The 16,252-nt window shown below is 68.6% G+C and carries 15 protein-coding genes; 9 read left to right on the forward strand and 6 right to left on the reverse strand.

Annotated features, from left to right (window positions below; all coding sequences use genetic code 11):
* The first annotated feature begins 1 nt into the window (after nucleotide 1).
* From AC1HFW_RS16445 to AC1HFW_RS16455, 3 genes are read left to right on the forward strand one after another with little or no spacing between them, the layout of a single operon-like run.
* Complete coding sequence (locus AC1HFW_RS16445) at nucleotides 2-1,189, forward strand: sugar ABC transporter permease (RefSeq protein WP_479284438.1); 1,188 nt, start codon at nucleotides 2-4, stop codon at nucleotides 1,187-1,189.
* A 4-nt stretch (nucleotides 1,190-1,193) separates the two neighbouring features.
* Nucleotides 1,194-2,264, forward strand: a complete 1,071-nt coding sequence (locus AC1HFW_RS16450; protein ID WP_479284440.1) for a lactonase family protein — start codon at nucleotides 1,194-1,196, stop codon at nucleotides 2,262-2,264.
* A gap of 16 nt (nucleotides 2,265-2,280) precedes the next feature.
* On the forward strand, nucleotides 2,281-3,192 hold the full coding sequence (locus AC1HFW_RS16455) for an NAD-dependent epimerase/dehydratase family protein (protein WP_479284442.1): 912 nt from the start codon (nucleotides 2,281-2,283) through the stop codon (nucleotides 3,190-3,192).
* 21 nt (nucleotides 3,193-3,213) lie between these two features.
* On the opposite strand, the gene AC1HFW_RS16460 is transcribed toward AC1HFW_RS16455, so the two are convergent.
* The 6 genes from AC1HFW_RS16460 to AC1HFW_RS16485 form a co-directional block, all read right to left on the reverse strand.
* Nucleotides 3,214-4,233, reverse strand: a complete 1,020-nt coding sequence (locus AC1HFW_RS16460) for a LacI family DNA-binding transcriptional regulator (RefSeq protein ID WP_116521219.1) — start codon at nucleotides 4,231-4,233, stop codon at nucleotides 3,214-3,216.
* A 13-nt stretch (nucleotides 4,234-4,246) separates the two neighbouring features.
* Complete coding sequence (locus AC1HFW_RS16465) at nucleotides 4,247-4,621, reverse strand: tautomerase family protein (RefSeq protein ID WP_006390595.1); 375 nt, start codon at nucleotides 4,619-4,621, stop codon at nucleotides 4,247-4,249.
* Between the two features lie 158 nt (nucleotides 4,622-4,779).
* Nucleotides 4,780-6,075 carry a quaternary amine ABC transporter ATP-binding protein gene (locus AC1HFW_RS16470; RefSeq protein WP_006390596.1) on the reverse strand — a complete coding sequence of 432 codons (1,296 nt, stop codon included), beginning with the start codon at nucleotides 6,073-6,075 and terminating at the stop codon, nucleotides 4,780-4,782.
* Nucleotides 6,072-6,929 (reverse strand): ABC transporter permease, encoded by an 858-nt coding sequence (locus tag AC1HFW_RS16475; RefSeq protein ID WP_006385635.1) that lies wholly within the window; start codon nucleotides 6,927-6,929, stop codon nucleotides 6,072-6,074. The genes AC1HFW_RS16470 and AC1HFW_RS16475 overlap by 4 nt, the downstream gene beginning before the upstream one ends.
* A 287-nt stretch (nucleotides 6,930-7,216) precedes the next feature.
* Nucleotides 7,217-8,218: an ABC transporter substrate-binding protein gene (locus AC1HFW_RS16480; RefSeq protein WP_006385636.1), complete on the reverse strand. Its 1,002-nt coding sequence runs from the start codon at nucleotides 8,216-8,218 to the stop codon at nucleotides 7,217-7,219.
* Nucleotides 8,219-8,634: 416 nt separating this feature from the next.
* Nucleotides 8,635-9,906: a class I SAM-dependent methyltransferase gene (locus AC1HFW_RS16485; RefSeq protein ID WP_479284445.1), complete on the reverse strand. Its 1,272-nt coding sequence runs from the start codon at nucleotides 9,904-9,906 to the stop codon at nucleotides 8,635-8,637.
* Nucleotides 9,907-10,117: 211 nt separating this feature from the next.
* On the opposite strand from AC1HFW_RS16485, the gene AC1HFW_RS16490 reads away from it, so the two are divergent.
* From AC1HFW_RS16490 to AC1HFW_RS16515, 6 genes are all read left to right on the forward strand, one after another.
* Nucleotides 10,118-11,266, forward strand: a complete 1,149-nt coding sequence (locus tag AC1HFW_RS16490) for a Bcr/CflA family multidrug efflux MFS transporter (RefSeq protein ID WP_061073727.1) — start codon at nucleotides 10,118-10,120, stop codon at nucleotides 11,264-11,266.
* A gap of 420 nt (nucleotides 11,267-11,686) precedes the next feature.
* Entirely contained in the window at nucleotides 11,687-11,923 is a 237-nt protein-coding gene (gene rpmB, locus AC1HFW_RS16495; protein ID WP_006390601.1) for a 50S ribosomal protein L28, read from the forward strand.
* A gap of 37 nt (nucleotides 11,924-11,960) precedes the next feature.
* The gene (gene rpmG / locus AC1HFW_RS16500) at nucleotides 11,961-12,128 is read left to right on the forward strand and encodes a 50S ribosomal protein L33 (RefSeq protein WP_003810296.1); all 168 of its coding nucleotides are present in this window, start codon (nucleotides 11,961-11,963) and stop codon (nucleotides 12,126-12,128) included.
* 258 nt (nucleotides 12,129-12,386) lie between these two features.
* The gene (locus tag AC1HFW_RS16505; protein WP_006390602.1) at nucleotides 12,387-13,616 is read left to right on the forward strand and encodes an ABC transporter substrate-binding protein; all 1,230 of its coding nucleotides are present in this window, start codon (nucleotides 12,387-12,389) and stop codon (nucleotides 13,614-13,616) included.
* Entirely contained in the window at nucleotides 13,616-15,493 is a 1,878-nt protein-coding gene (locus AC1HFW_RS16510; protein WP_479284447.1) for an ABC transporter permease, read from the forward strand. The genes AC1HFW_RS16505 and AC1HFW_RS16510 overlap by 1 nt, the downstream gene beginning before the upstream one ends.
* Nucleotides 15,490-16,251: an ABC transporter ATP-binding protein gene (locus AC1HFW_RS16515; RefSeq protein ID WP_479284449.1), complete on the forward strand. Its 762-nt coding sequence runs from the start codon at nucleotides 15,490-15,492 to the stop codon at nucleotides 16,249-16,251. Before AC1HFW_RS16510 ends, AC1HFW_RS16515 begins: the two co-directional genes overlap by 4 nt.
* Nucleotide 16,252 lies beyond the last annotated feature (1 nt).

The raw sequence follows: 16,252 nt of genomic DNA on the forward strand, positions 1-16,252 counted from the left end.
CATGACCCAGATGCTCGCTTCCTCTTCCTCCGAACCGCGCCCGCGCAGCGGCCACCCGCCGTTGCGGCAGCTGTTCGCGCGCCACAAACTGCTGGCCATGCTGCTGGCGCTCGCCCTGATCTGGCTGTTCTTCTGGCACCAGACCCATGGCAGCTTCCTGCGGCCCAACAGCATTTCCAACCTGTTGCTGCAGATGTCGGTCACCGGCATGCTGGCCTGCGGCATGGTGCTGGTCATCATCGCCGGTGAAATCGACCTGTCGGTGGGCTCGCTGCTCGGGCTGCTCGGCGGCCTGGTCGCCATCCTGACGGTCAACCTGGGCTGGAACACCTGGCTCTCGGTGGCCGTGGTGCTGGCCGCCGGCGCCGCGCTTGGGCTGGTCAACGGCTGCCTCACGACGCGGTTGCGGGTGCCTTCGTTCATCGTCGGCCTGGGCGGCATGCTGGCCTATCGCGGCCTGCTGCAATTGAGCACCGACAGCGTCACCATCGCGCCGGTGCCCGACGACCTGGGCGCGATCGCCCAGGCCTTCGTGCCGCCCGCCCTGTCCTGGGTGTTCGCCGCGCTGATCGTGGCGTTGACCTGCGGCCTGACGCTGGCGCGCCGGCGCCGCCATCGCCGCCTGGGGCTGGCCGTGGCGCCGCGCTGGATCGACGCGCTGCGCATCGGCGCCATCACCGCCACCGCCGCCGGCTTCGTGCTGGTGCTGAACCAGGCCCACGGCGTGCCGCTACCGGTGCTGATCCTGCTGGGCCTGCTGGGCGTGTTCTCGTGGATCACCACCCAGACCGTGTTCGGCCGCCACATCTACGCGGTCGGCGGCAACGTCGAGGCCAGCCGTCTGTCGGGCGTCAACGTCAAGCGCGTCAAGCTGATGGTGTTCATGCTGATGGGGCTGATGTGCGCCTTCGCCGGCATCGTCACCACCGCGCGCTCGGCGGCCGGCTCGCCGTCCGCCGGCGTGGGCGGCGAGCTCGACGCGATCGCCGCCTGCTTCATCGGCGGCACCTCGATGCGCGGCGGCTCCGGCACCGTGTACGGCGCGCTGATCGGCGCGCTGGTCATGGCCAGCCTGGACAACGGCATGCAGCAGATGAACGTGGACACCTCCTGGCAGATGATCGTCAAGGGCGCCGTGCTGGTGCTGGCGGTGTGGATCGACGTGGCGACGAGGCCCGAACGTGCATAACGACATGCTTTCTTCCGCGCCCGGCAGCTGCGTGCTCGCCGTCGGCACCTATACGGAAATCCTGCCCCACGTGCAGGGCCGCGGCCAGGGCATCCACCTGCTCGCGTTCGACGGCGCGACGGCCTCGTTCCGGCAACGGCAGGTGCTGTCCGGCCCGGTCAACCCCTCCTACCTGTGCGTGGCGGCCGGCCGCCTCTACAGCGTCAGCGAACAGGATCGGGAGGCGGCGCTGGAAGTCTTCGCGATCGAGGACGGGGCGTCGGCCCTGCGCCCCATCGGGCGCGTCGCCGTGCCCGGCGCCGCCCCCTGCCACGTCAGCGTCAACCTGGCGGCGCGGCAACTGTACGTGTCGAACTACGGCTCCGGCGAACTGCTGTGCTACGCCCTCGACGCCGCTGGCCTGCCACGCGCCGCGCCCCAGGTCATCGCGCGGCGCGGCGCCGGCCCGCGCGCGGATCGCCAGGAAGGGCCGCACGTGCACTACGCGGCGCCCGGCGCCGATGGCACGCGGGTCTACCTGTGCGACCTGGGCACCGACACGATCGCCTGCCATCGCGTCATGCCAGACGGCCTGGACCCCGAGCCGATGCGCCAATGGCGCACGCCGCCCGGCGCCGGACCGCGCCATCTCGTGCTGGCGGCCGGCGACACGCTGGCGGCGGTGGTGGAAGAACTGTCCAACACCCTGGCGCTATACGCGCTGGACGGCGCCGGCGACGCCCTGGCCCGCGCCAGCACCCTGCCGCCCGATTGGCGGGGCGCCAACACCACATCGGCGCTGCGCCTGCATCCGCGCGGCGACCTGCTGTATGCCGCCAACCGCGGCCACGACAGCGTCGCGGTCTACCGGCTGCACCACGCGGCGCCGTGGCTCGAACCGCTCGGCTTCATCGCCGTCGGCGGCCGCGCGCCGCGCGACATCGCCTTCACGCCCGATGGCGAATTCCTGCTGCTGGCCGCGCAGGACGACCACCTCCTTCGCGCCGTGCGCATCGATCCGGCCACCGGCCTGGCGCAGTCGCACGGCGCCCCCTACCCGCTGCGCTCGCCCGCCTGCCTGTGCCCCCTGCCTTGAACCGGAAGCATCCAACGTGACCACTCCCCTGCCCCCCGCCCGCATCATCGTCACCGGCGCCACCGGCCAGCTCGGCCGCAAGGCCCTGGCCATCCTGGCGCGCCAGCCCTGGTGCGAGCACCTGGTCGGCATCGACCTGCACGCGGACGCCAGCGTCTTCAGCCCCGAGCTGCGCGACCGCATGACCCTGGTGGCCGCCGACCTGCAACGGCCCGATCCCGACTGGACCCGCCACTTCGCCGGGGCGGACGCGGTGCTGCACCTGGCGGCGCGCCACTCGACGCCCGACGCCAGCTGGGAAGAGGCGCTGGGCTCCTACGACATGACGCTGAACGTGCTGACCGCCGCCGCCACGCACGGCGTGCGCCGGCTGGTGTTCTCGTCGTCCAACCACGCCATGGGCGGCTACAAGGACCTGCCGCTGGCCGCCACGATCGGGCCGGGCAAACTCACCGCGCGCACCGAGCCGGCGCCCGGCACCCGCTGGTTCGACGGCGAGCGCGAGGTGCATTCGCTGGCCTACGGCACCTCGAAGGTGATGGGCGAGCGGCTGTGCCGCGCCTATTCCGCCGTCACGCAGGGCAAGCTGTCCACCGTGATCGCGCGCATCGGCTGGATCCTGCCGGACGACAACGATCCGCGCGACATGACCTATTCCGGCGTGGCGCACCAGCGCGCGCCGGCGCCCGCATCACTGGACGAGCCCGCCCGCCGCGCGCTGGCGTGGTTCCACGACATGTGGCTGTCCAACGGGGATTTCGAACGGCTGTTGCTGGCCACGCTGACGGCGGATGCGTCGGGCTGGCAGGACGGCAGCGTCACCGTGAATGGCGTGTCGGCCAACCAGGGCAGCGCGTGGAACGTAGCCGACGCCCGCGACAGCATCGGCTATGCGCCGCAGGATGACGTGCAGAAGCGCCTGCGCTGACCGCCGGCGCGCGCGCCGCGCTCAGCCGGGCGGACGGGTCGAATCCCGCACCACCAGCTCGTAGCCGAGCGTGCGCACCCGCGCCTGCGGTTCGCGCGAGGCCAGCTGCTCGACCGCCGCGTAGGCCATCTCGCGGATGGGCTGGCGCAGCGTGGTCAGCTTGGGCCAGGTCTGGCGCGACAGCGGCGTGTCGTCGTAGCCCGCCACCGACAATTCCTGCGGCACCTTGAGGCCGCGCGCGTGCGCCGTGTACAGCACGCCCGCCGCCATGTCGTCGTTGGCCGCGAAGATCGCGGTCGGGCGCTGCGCGCGATCGAGCAGGCGCTGGCCGCACTGCACCCCCGAGTCGAACGAATGCAGGCCCTGCTCCACCAGCGTGGGGTCGTAGGCCACGCCCTGCTCCGCCAGCGCGTCGCGGTAGCCGTGCAGGCGCTCGCCCACCGCGCCGTGGTCGGGATGGCCGGCCACGAAGCCGATGCGGCGATGGCCCAGGTCCAGCAGGTAGCGGGTCATGTCGCGCGCCGCGGCGCGATCGTCGGTGCTGACTTCCAGCCCCCGGGCGCTGGGCGAACCCGGCGCCAGCCGCACGTAGGGCACGTCGCCGTGGTCCAGCGCCTCGATCAGCGCGCGCACGTCGGACAGCGGCGGCGTCAGCACCAGCCCGGCGCTGGCGTGCTGCCGCGCCGCCTGCACGATCTGCGCGGCCAGGTCGGGCGCGCGGTAGTCGCAGGGATGCAGCAGCAGGCTGTAGAAATAGCGCTTGCAGGCGTCGAGCGCGCCGTGCTGGATGTTGATCAGGTAGTTGTCGCTGGGATTGTCGTAGACCAGCATGATCAGGTCCGAGCGCTTGCTGGCCAGCCGGCGGGCCGACGGATTGGGCTGGTACTTCAGCAAGGCGATCGCGGCCATGACCTTGGCGCGGGTCTTCTCGCTGGTGTTCGGCTCGTTGTTCAGCACCCGCGAGACGGTCTTGATCGACACGCCCGCTTCGGCCGCCACGTCATCGACGGTGACGGAACCCTTGTCCTTGCCGGTCGCCATGCCGGAGTCCCGCTCAGCGGCCCGCGGCCTTGGCGCTCAGGCCGTTGGCCACGCCCATGTCGGTCTTGGGCACGTCGCGGATCAGCACCCGCACGTCCTCGCCCGAGATGCCGATGCTGGCGCACACGGCCTGGTTCAGCGCCGCGATCAGCGCCGACTTCTTGGCTTCGTCGCGGCCCTCGATCAGCGCCGCGTCGACGCGCGCCATGGCCTTGCCGATCTCGCCCGCCACGATCACGTGCTCGGCGGGAATTTCCTGCAGCACGATGCGCACGCTGGACAGCGGCGCGGCGATGCTTTCCACGACCGCCTGCGAGGCCGCCTTCAGCAACGCGGTCTTCTGGGCGGCCGAATGGCCCTGCATGATCTGGACATTCAAGATTGGCATGACGGATTCCGATATTCCGAATAGTGGCTCGCCGGCAGTCGGCGCCGGCCAGCCATCATATCCGGACTGGCCCCGGGCGCAAGCCTGGCCGCGCCGGAACCGGATCGTCATGACGGGCGGCAGCCGCCGCCCGTCCGCCTGACGGCAACCTCTGGCCGTCAGGCCGCCTCGCCCCGCTGCGCGGGTTGCGGCTGGCCCTGCAGTTCGGCTTGCGCCGCCTGGCCGCCCTCCGGCGGCGTCTCGGCGGACACGGCGGACTCGTCCGTCGGCGCCGTCTCGGCCAGCACCGGGGTCACCAGTTCGACCACCTTCTTGCGCGACAGCATGCCGATGAACTCGTCGTTCTCGCCCGTCACCGCCACCGGCTGGTCGCTGTGCACCAGTTGCGCCAGCACCTCGCCCAGGCCGGCCGTGGCCGGCACCGAGGCCAGGTCCTCGACGAAGCGCGACACGTCGCGCCCGCCCTCGCGCACGGCCTGCTCGGCCGCGACCAGCGTCAGCACGCCGGCCAGGCGCTTGCCGTCCAGCACCGGCGCGTACTCGTAGTTCAGCGCGCGCATGCGGTCCACCGAATGGGCCGGACGCGAACGCATGGTCAGCGTCAGGCGCGCCGGGTTCACGGCGTGGGTCGCGTTCAGCACCTTGGTGCGGTTCACGTCCTGCAGGAACGACTGCACGTAATCGTTGGCCGGGTTCAGCAGGATGTCTTCCGGCGTGCCTTCCTGCACCAGCTCGCCGTCCTTCAGGATGGCGATGCGGTTGCCCAGGCGCAGCGCTTCGTCCAGGTCATGGGTGATGAAGACGATGGTCTTATTGAGCTTGGACTGCAGTTGCAGCAGCTGGTCCTGCATCTCGCGGCGGATCAGCGGGTCGAGCGCCGAGAAGGCCTCGTCCATCAGCAGGATCTCGGCATCGGTGGCCAGCGCCCGCGCCAGCCCGACGCGCTGCTGCATGCCGCCCGACAGCTGGTGCGGATACTGCTGCTCGAAACCCGACAGGCCGACCTGCTCCAGCCATTCGCGGGCGCGCTGCTCGCGCTCGGCGCGGCCCACGCCCTGCACGGCCAGGCCGTAGGCGGCGTTGTCCAGCACGGTGCGGTGCGGGAACAGGCCGAAGCGCTGGAACACCATGCTCATCTTCTTCTGGCGGAAGGTCTCCAGGTCGCGCTTGTTCAGGCTGACCACGTCGACGCCATCGACCAGGATGTGGCCGGCGCTCGGCTCGATCAGGCGGTTGAAGTGGCGGATCAGCGTCGACTTGCCGGACCCCGACAGGCCCATGATGACGTAGATGCTGCCCTCTTCGATCGACAGGCTGATGTCGCGCAGGCCCAGCGTGTGGCCGCTTTCGGCCAGCAGGGCTTCCTTGCTCATGCCGCCCTGCGCGGCTTGCAGCCACTTCTTCGGATGCGGCCCGAAAATCTTGTAGATGTTCTTGACTTCGATCTTGCTCATCGCTGGCCTCCCATGCGCATGCGCTGTCCATACGATTGCGTGATCCGGTCGAACAGCACGGCCAGCACCACGATGCCCAGGCCCGCCAGCAGGCCGCGGCCCACTTCCAGGCGGTTGATGCCGAGCAACACTTCATATCCCAGGCCGCGCGCGCCGATCATGGAGGCGATCACCACCATCGACAGCGCCATCATCGTGGTCTGGTTGATGCCGGCCATGATGTTGGGCAGGGCCAGCGGCAGCTGCACGCCGAACAGCTGCTGGCGCGGGTTGGCGCCAAAGGCGCGCGACGCTTCCAGCACCTCGCGGTCGACCAGGCGGATGCCCAGGTCGGTCAGGCGGATCAGCGGCGGCACGGCGTAGATCACGGTGGCGATGATGGCGGGGATCTTGCCCAGGCCGAACAGCATCACGACCGGAATCAGGTACACGAAACTGGGCATGGTCTGCATCACGTCCAGCACCGGCAGCATGATCGAACGTAGCCAGTTGACGCGCGCCATCAGCACGCCCAGCGGAATGCCGATGATGACCGACAGCCCGGCCGCCATGATCATCAGCGCCAGCGTCTGCATGCCGGCGTCCCACAGGCCGAGCACGCCGATGACGCACAGCAGCGCGCCCATGGCCAGGCTCAGGCCGATGCGGCGGCTGACCAGCCAGGCGATGGCGATGGTCACGCCGACCACGGCCCACCACGGCGAGCTGCGCAGCACCTGCTCCAGCCACACCAGGGCGTGCAGCACGGGCTGGGACAGCGTCTCCAGGGTATCGGCGTAATTGGTGACCAGGTGATCGACGAATCCGTCGATGGCCCCCCGCACCTGACGGGCGGGAATGATTTCAGGGAACATGTTTTGACTCCATTTCAGCGCGTTCGCCACGCGCCATGCCGTGCGCCAGCACGGCATCCGGCACGGTGGCCGGGCCGGCGCCCCTCGCGGGGAGCCGCCATCGGCCAGGGCGAAAACTGCTTACAGTCCGGCGCGGAAGCAAGACCTCCCGCGCATTGCCCGCGAGGGCGGGCAGTCCGCCTGCCGGAGGGCTTTTTCCCCTTGGGGGCATCCCAAGGGGAAAAAGTCCAACCCGGTGGGCCGTCCCGGCAAGCCGGAACGGCCCACCGCCGGAAAGGCGGCGGGGGTTACAGCGCGCTTTGCACGCGCCCGGCGACGTCGGCGGGGACCCACTTGGTCCAGACGTCGGGCTTGTTCTTCAGGAACCACTTGGCCACGGCGCCGGACTCGTCGCCGGTTTCTTCCATGTGGGCCAGGGTTTCGTTCATCACGGGCAGCGGCACCGAGACCTTCGACAGGAACTCGGTCAGCACCGGCGCTTCCTGCGAGAACTTGGTGTTCACCGCCGTGAAGACGGGATTGTCGGGATAGGCGCTGGGCTCGGGCTTGGCGCACTTGGGCGACGTCAGGCACTTGTGCTTTTCGGCGTCGTAGGGCGGCATTTCGAGCTTGACCAGGTCCATGGCGCCGACCAGCGGCGTGGGCGACCAGTAGTAGAAGACCACGTTCTGCTTGCGCTTGTAGGCCGACATCAGGGCCGCCTTCTGCGCCGCGCCGGTGCCCGGCGAGTACAGCGTGTAGGTGTCGTCCAGCTTGAGGGCGTGGAACAGGTTGGTGCTGGTGACTTCGCAGCCCCAGCCCGCCGGGCAGCCGTAGAAACGGCCCTTGCCGGGTTCCTCGGGGTCCTTGAACTTGTCCTTGAACTTCGGCAGGTCGGCCGCGGACTTCAGCTCGGGCAGGCGCTCGGCGGTGTAGCGCGGGATGTACCAGGCCTCGCCGCCCATGTAGAGATCGCCGATCCGCTTGACGCGGCCGGTCTTTTCGGCGCGTTCCCAGGGGTCGGCGACGCTGTTCAGCCAGATCTCGGTGTTGATGTCCAGGTCACCGCGCTCGAGCGCGGCCAGGGCCGGCAAGGTCTCGGTGGGCAGGGTTTCGGTCTTGCAACCGTAGCCCTTTTCCATGATGAAACGTTCGACATCGACCAGGACCAGGTTGGATTCCCAGTTCATGGCGCCGAAATTGATCGGACGCTTGAGTTCGCATTGCGGCGCATCGGCGGCTTGGGCCGATCCGGCGAAGGCAAACAAGACGGCCGCGGCGGCCAGGGTCTTGACGGGGGTGAAACGCATTGGCTTTTGCCTCCATAGGTTCAGGGACACGGCGGCGCTGGTCCGGCCGTGCCATGGAGCTAAGGGGGTTGTGCGGAAGACGGGCAGAACCGCCAATACAAACCGACACTAGCAACAAGAGGATCCGCAGGGTGCGGGGTCTTGCAAGACAGGAGCCTCAAAAACGGAGTTTTCGAGAACCCACAGATAGTGAACAAACTGAAAGAAGAAGCCAGCATCTTAACCGAAATTGATGCATGACCCAACCCCGAGCCTGAACGAATCAGATACATTCAGACCGAAAACCGTGCGGAAAAACCCTTATTCCCAAGAGGCGATTCCCCGTTTTCCCCTGGGGAATCGCCGCTCGAAAATAAAGATACATATAGTTAATATTTTGTTCTTATAAATACATTTTTAAGCCCAAAAGCGCGGTTTCAAGCCTTCGGATCGGGGTCCCGATACATGTAATCGCGCCGCCACGGGTAGGCCAGGTCGGGCGGATTGTCGAGCTCGTCGGGACGCCCCGTGGCCGGGTGTTGGCCCACGATCTGGTGCAACGCGATCCAGCCGTGCTCGAAGCCCATGGCGCAACCGGCCAGGTAGAGCCGATAGGCGCGCAGCGAACGCTCGCCCTGCTCGCCGCCCAGGATGCGCGCGGCCTCGGCCAGGTTGGCCTCGAGCGCGTCGCTCCAGGCCCACAGGGTGCGGGCGTAGTGCGGCCGCAGGTTTTCGACGTCCACCTCTTCCAGGCCGCCGTTGGTCATGGCCTCCATGACGACGCTGATGTGGGTCAGCTCGCCGCCCGGGAAAATGTATTTCTCGATGAACTCGCCCATGCCGCTGCCCAGCTCGGCGTTGTAGACGCCGGCCGCGGTGATGCCGTGGTTCATGATCAGCCCGCCCGGCTTGAGCAGCCGGCGCAGCTTGGCGAAATAGCCTTCCAGCTGGGCCCGGCCGACGTGCTCGAACATGCCGACCGAGGCGATCTTGTCATAGGGCCCGGCCTCGTCGAGCTTGCGATAGTCCAGCAGTTCCACCCGCACCCGGTCGCCCAGGCCCTTCTCCTGGATCAGCTTGGTGACGTGCGCATGCTGGTTGCGCGACAGCGTGATGCCGGTGGCGTCCACGCCGTAGTGCTCGGCGGCCCACAGCAGCAAGCCGCCCCAGCCCGCGCCCACGTCGAGGAAGCGCTCGCCCGGCCGCAGCCGCAATTTGCGGCAGATGTGGTCGAGCTTGGCCTCCTGGGCCTGCGCCAGGTTCATGCCTGGCTCGCGGTAGTAGGCGCAGGAATAGACCCGGCGCGGATCCAGCCACAGAGCGTAGAAATCGTCGGACAGGTCGTAATGGAATTCGATCTGGCGGGCGTCGCGCTCCACCGAGTGACGCCACACCGACATCACCTTGCGCACCAACTCGGTCAGCCAGCCGCCGCGCGCCGCGTCCACCGGCGAACCCGGCAGCAGCGCCGCGGCCGCCGCCATCACGTCACGCATCGAACCTTCGATATCGATGCGGCCTTCGACGTAGTCCTGCCCCAGCACGCCGACGGCGCCCTCGGCCAGGTGGGCCAGCGCGGTCTTGTCGTGCGTCACGAACCGCACCCTGGGATCCGGCGGCCCGACCACGGTGCCATCGGGCAGCACCAGCTGGACAGTGACGGGCAAGGCCTGGAGCTTGCGTTCCACAACAGACAACAAAGGACTCACAGCATCTCCTCTGGAATACGTACGGACACGGACAGACTGTATCGGAAATCCCTTGCAATTTGCGTGTAAGGCAGCGCGTGATAAAGTCATTGGCTTGGTGCAAAACGCGCAATGCAGCGCGACGCACCCTGTCCCTTGCGCGATCCCCATCGCGGTCCACATGCCCCCTACCCTTTCTTCCCGCGGCGCGCTGCCGGGCTGGCTCATTCTCATGGGCGCCCTGACGGCGATCGGTCCTTTCGCCATCGACATGTACCTGCCGGCGTTCCCGACGATCGCCGCCAACCTCGGCGTGCCGCGCGGCGACGTCGAACGCACGCTGGCGGCCTACCTGATCGGCCTGGCGCTGGCGCAGGTGTTCTACGGCCCGATGGCCGACCGCTTCGGCCGCAAGCCGCCGCTGATGGTGGGGCTGGCGCTCTTCATGATCGCGTCGCTGGGCTGCGCCCTGGCCGGCTCGGTCGAGGCGCTGACCGGCTGGCGCGTGGTGCAGGCGATGGGCGGCGCGGCCGGCATCGTGATTCCGCGCGCCGTCATCCGCGACCACTACGAAACCCACGAAGCGGCGCGCGCCATGTCGCTGCTGATGCTGATCATGGGCCTGGCGCCGATCCTCGCGCCGCTGGCCGGCGGACAACTGCTGGGCATCGCCAGCTGGCGCAGCCTGTTCTGGGTGATGCTGGCCGGCGGCGCCATGCTGATGACGGCCGTCGTCCTCATCATGAAGGAATCGCTGACGCCCGAACGGGTGGTGCCACTGCGCTGGCACACCATCGTGCAGAACTACCGCGCCCTGTTCGCGCACCGCGGCTTCATGGCGCACAGCCTGGCCGGCGGCTTCGGCCAGGCCGGCATGTTCGCCTACATCATCGGCTCGCCGCGGGTGTTCATCGAACTGTACGGCGTCGACCCCAAGTATTACGGCCTGCTGTTCGGCACCAACGCGCTGTCGCTCATCATCTGCTCGCAGATCAGCGCGCGCCTGCTGCGCACCCACACCCCGCGCCAGCTGCAGCGCCGCGCCCTGACCTCGCTGGCCTGCGCCAGCCTGGCGGCGGTGGCCCTGACCCTGGTGGGCTGGATGACGCTGCCGCTGCTGATGGCGTGCCTGATCTGCTACATGGGCAGCCAGGGCTTCGTGAATCCCAACTCGGCGGCGCTGGCGCTGTCCGACCAGGGCAAGCGGCTGGGCGCGGCCTCGGCGCTATTGGGGACGCTTCAACTGTCGTGCGGCGCGCTGGCCGGTTTCGCCGTCAGCGCCTGGCAGACCGACAGCGCCCTGCCCCTGACGACCACGCTGGCCACCTGCGCCTGCCTGTCCTGGCTGTCGGGGCGCGTGGCGCAATCGCACCCGGCCTGATTACAGGGACGCTGGGTGACTGGCGCGAAGGCGCCGTCGGCCAGCTGAAATCTGGCCGATGCGCACCGCGCGGACGCGCTTGGCGCGGCTCGGACGCCACGCTTTTCCGTGTGCAGCCACCCTACCACTTGATTTATCTGGATTTTTCGTATTAGAATCTAAGTCTTCACATGAAGTTTCCCGTGCTGGACTACTATGCTTTGTAGTTCAACACTCTGACCCCCAGCGCATTTTTGCGGATGGCAGGCAGCGGGTATAAGCACTGGGTGGGATCTCAGGATTCCCCCTCATCCACTAAGACTGGGTGGCCGGCAAGATGGCAGACACCTCGGGCAAGACCCGACGGCAAGCCTCTCACAGCCCGGCGGCTGAAGCCCTGTCTACCCCCCGGCGATGCGCAAGAATAAATGAGGTGCATCCATGGCACGCGTATGCCAAGTGACCGGCAAAGGCCCGATGGTGGGCAACAACGTTTCGCACGCGAACAACAAGACCAAGCGTCGCTTCCTGCCCAACCTGCAATCGCGCCGGTTCTGGGTTGAAAGCGAAAACCGCTGGGTGCGTCTGCGCGTCTCGGCCAAGGCCATCCGCACGATCGACAAGAACGGCATCGACGCCGTGCTGGCCGACATGCGTGCCCGCGGCGAACTGGCCTAATCGGCCCCCCGCCAATCTGACATACTAGGAGCACGACATGGCCAAAGGTATCCGCGAAAAGATCAAGCTCGAGTCGACTGCCGGCACGGGTCATTTCTACACGACCACCAAGAACAAGCGCAACATGCCCGAGAAGATGCTGATCAAGAAGTTTGATCCGGTCGCTCGCAAGCACGTTGACTACAAGGAAACCAAGCTGAAGTAATTCAGCCGGTCTCCGGAAAGTCGAAAAGGCCCTGCTTTCGCAGGGCTTTTTCATTGATGGCCCCTGCATCGCAGGGTTTTTTCATTGACGGCCCCTGCATCGCAGGGCCTTTTGCATTGGCGGGATACAACCCGGCGGGCCTGTCCCCGCCGTTTTTCTTGACGCCCGGGCGCCGCGCATGCTTCAATTGGGCCGCAACAGCAATCGTCCATTACAAGTCTCGGCTCTGGCCGGGCCTTCTTGCCAGCGATACCCGCCATGCTCCGTCCCTGCCTGACCCTGCTGCGCCGCGCGCTCGCCCCCGCGCTCCTGGCCCTGGCGCTGACTCCCGTCGCGTCCGCCAAAGACACCAAAGACAAGGAACCGCCGATCCGCATCGGCGAGATCAACAGCTACAAGGCGATTCCCGCCTTCCTGGGCCCGTACAAGAAGGGCTGGCAGCTGGCGCTGGAGGAAGTCAACGCGTCCGGCGGCGTGCTGGGCCGCAAGCTCGAGGTGTTCTCGCGCGACGACAATGGCAACCCCGGCGACTCGGTGCGCGCCGCCCAGGAACTGCTGGCGCGCGAAAAGGTGGACCTGCTGTTCGGCGGCTTCCTGTCCAACACCGGCCTGGCGCTGACCGATTTCGCCAAGCAGCAGCAGGTGTTCTTCCTGGCCGCCGAGCCGCTGACCGACAAGATCACCTGGCAGGAAGGCAACCGCTACACGTACCGCCTGCGCCCGTCCACCTGGATGCACGTGGCCGCGCTGGCGCCCAAGGCGCTGGCGCTGCGCAAGAAGCGCTGGGCCATCGTCTACCCCAATTACGAGTACGGGCAATCGGCCGTGGCCACCTTCAAGGCCATGATGAAGTCGTTCCAGTCCGACGTGGAATTCGTCGCCGAGCAGGCCGTGCCGCTGGGCAAGGTCGACGCCGGCGCGGTGGTCCAGGCCCTGGCCGACGCCAAGCCGGACGCCATCTTCAACGTGCTGTTCGCCGCCGACCTGACGCGCTTCGTGCGCGAAGGCAACACCCGCGGCCTGTTCGAGAACCGCGCCGTGGTCTCGGTGCTGTCCGGCGAACCGGAATACCTGGAGCCGCTGGGCGCCGACACGCCGTCGGGCTGGATCGTCACCGGCTACCCCTGGTATGCCATCGACACCCCGGCCAACAAGACCTTCGTCGAGGCCTACCGCAAGCGCTACAACGAGACGCCCAAGGTCGGCTCGGTGGTCGGCTACGCCTCGCTCATGTCGATCGCCCAGGGCCTGAAGGCGGCCGGCGAGGTCGACACCGAAAAACTGGTCGACGCCTTCGCCGGCCTGAAAGTGGACACGCCCTACGGCCCGATCCAGTACCGCAAGATCGACCACCAGTCGACCATGGGCGTCTACATCGGCGTCACCGCGGTCGAGGACGGCAAGGGCATCATGAAGGACTTCGCCTACATCGACGGTGCGCGCCTGCAACCGCCGGACGAACAAGTTCGCAAGATGCGCCCGCACTGATGAGCCTGTCCGGGCTGCTGTCGCAGCTGCTCAACGGCCTGGCGGACGCCAGTGCGCTGTTCCTGGTGGCCGCCGGCCTGTCGCTGATCTTCGGCGTCACGCGGGTCGTCAATTTCGCGCACGGCTCCTTCTACATGCTGGGGATCTACCTGGCCTGGAGCTTCACCCGGTATTTCGGCGATGGCCCGGGCTACTGGGCCGGCCTGCTGCTGGCGGCGCTCGCCACCGGCCTGGTCGGCGCCGCCGCCGAACTGCTGGTGCTCAAGCGGCTGTACCGCGCGCCGGAACTGTTCCAGCTGCTGGCAACGTTCGCGCTGGTGCTGATCATCGGCGACGCCGCCTTGGCGATCTGGGGCCCGGAAGACCTGTTCTCGGCCCGCGCCCCCGGCCTGTCCGGCGCGATCGAGATCCTGGGCCGGCGCTTTCCCCAATATGACTTGCTGCTGATCGTGGCCGGCCCGGTGGTGCTGGGCCTGCTGTGGCTGCTGCTGATGCGCACCCGCTGGGGCCGGCTGCTGCGCGCCGCCGCCGAGAACCGCGACATGCTGGCCGCGCTCGGCGTCAACCAGGCCTGGCTGTTCACCTCGGCCTTCACGCTGGGCGCGTTCCTGGCCGGGCTGGGCGGCGCGCTGGCCGCGCCGCGGGTGCCCGCCACGCTCGGGCTCGACCTGGAGATCATCGCCAGCGCCTTCGTGGTCGTGGTCGTCGGCGGCCTGGGCTCGATTCCTGGCGCCTTCCTGGCGGCGGTCCTGATCTGCTGCGTCAAGGCCGTCTTCGTCTTCCTGGGCCAGGTGCAGATCGGCCCCTGGCTGTTCAACCTGTCCAAGCTCACCCTGCTGGCCGAATTCGCCGTAATGGCGGTCGTGCTGGTAGCGCGTCCGTGGGGCCTGCTGGGCCAGCCGCCGGCGCCCTCCTCGCATGCGCTGGCGGCCGAAGCCCCCATCGCCCCCGCCGGCCGTCGCCTGCGGCTGGCCTACGGCGCGTTGCTGGCGCTGCTGGTCCTGGCGCCGCTGGCGGCGGCGCAGTGGCCCTATCTGGGCATCCTGCTGACCGAGGTGCTGATCGCCGCCCTGTTCGCCGCCAGCCTGCATTTCCTGACCGGCCTGGCGGGCATGACCACCTTCGGCCACGCCGCCTGGTTCGGCCTGGGCGCCTATGGCGCCGCGCTGCTGCTGAAACTGGCGGCGCTGCCGATGGAAGCCGCCCTGCTGCTGGGCCCGCTGGCCGCCGGACTCGGCGCGGTGGTGTTCGGCTGGTTCTGCGTGCGCCTGTCCGGCGTCTACCTGGCGATGCTGACCCTGGCGGTGGCGCAGATCCTGTGGGCGCTGGCCTATCAATGGGACGAGGTCACCGGCGGCAGCAACGGCCTGATCGGCCTGTGGCCGTCGCGCTGGCTGACGCAGGGCCCCTGGTTCTACTACCTGACGCTGGCGCTGTGCGCGCTGGGCATTGCCTGGCTGCGGCGCCTGGCGTTCTCGCCGCTGGGCTACGCGCTGCGCGGCGCGCGCGATTCGGCCTTGCGGGCCGAGGCGCTGGGCATGGACACGCGCCGCGTCCAGTGGGCTGGCTTCGTGGCGGCGTCGCTGGCCGCGGGCCTGGCCGGGTCGCTGTACGCGTTCTCGAAGGGCAGCATCGCCCCCGACGTGCTCGGCGTGAGCCGCTCGGTGGACGGGCTGGTGATGGTGCTGCTGGGTGGCCTGCAGACGCTGGCCGGCCCCCTGGTCGGCGCGGCCGCCTACACCTGGCTGCAGGACGCCGCCGCGCGCAGCACGGACTACTGGCACGCCGTGCTGGGGCTCGCCATCCTGGCGCTGGTGATGCTGTTTCCGGCGGGCCTGGCGGGCGCCGCCGCGCGCTGGACGCGGAGGCGCGCATGACCGCGGCCGATGCCTTGCTGCGGGTCCAGGGACTGCGCAAATCATTCGGCGGCATCGACGCGCTGGCGGACGTCTCGTTCCAGCTGGAGGCCGGCCACATGCTGGCGCTGATCGGCCCGAACGGCGCCGGCAAGTCCACCTGCTTCAACGTGCTGGGCGGCCAGTTGCGGCCCGATGCCGGCTCGGTGCGCCTGGACGGCCGCGAGCTGGTGGGCCTGCCGGCGGGCAAGATCTGCCGCCTCGGCGTCGGGCGCACCTTCCAGACCGCCGCCACCTTCCGCTCGATGACCGTGCTGGAAAACGTGCAGACGGCCCTGCTGTCGCGCGACCGCCTGCTGCTGCGCCCCTGGCGCCGCGCCGCGGCGCACCGCGCCGACGAAGCCATGGCGCTGCTGGAACAGGTGCGGATGGCCGCCCAGGCGGGCGCGCACTGCGGCGCACTGGCCTACGGCGACGTCAAGCGGGTCGAGCTGGCCATGGCGCTGGCGCACCGGCCGAAGCTGCTGCTGATGGACGAACCCACCGCCGGCATGGCCACCAACGAACGCCACGCGCTCATGCGCCTGACGCGCGAACTGGCGGACACCCAGCGCCTGGCGGTGCTGTTCACCGAGCACAGCCTGGACGTGGTCTTCAAGCATGCCGACCGCATCGCCGTGCTGGTGCGCGGCAGCCTGCTGGCCGAAGGCCCGCCGGACCTGATCGCGGCCGACGCGCGCGTCCAGGCCGCCTACCTCGGCACCGACGCGCCTGGCTGAG

It is taken from the genome of Achromobacter sp. ISS7, assembly GCF_056523125.1.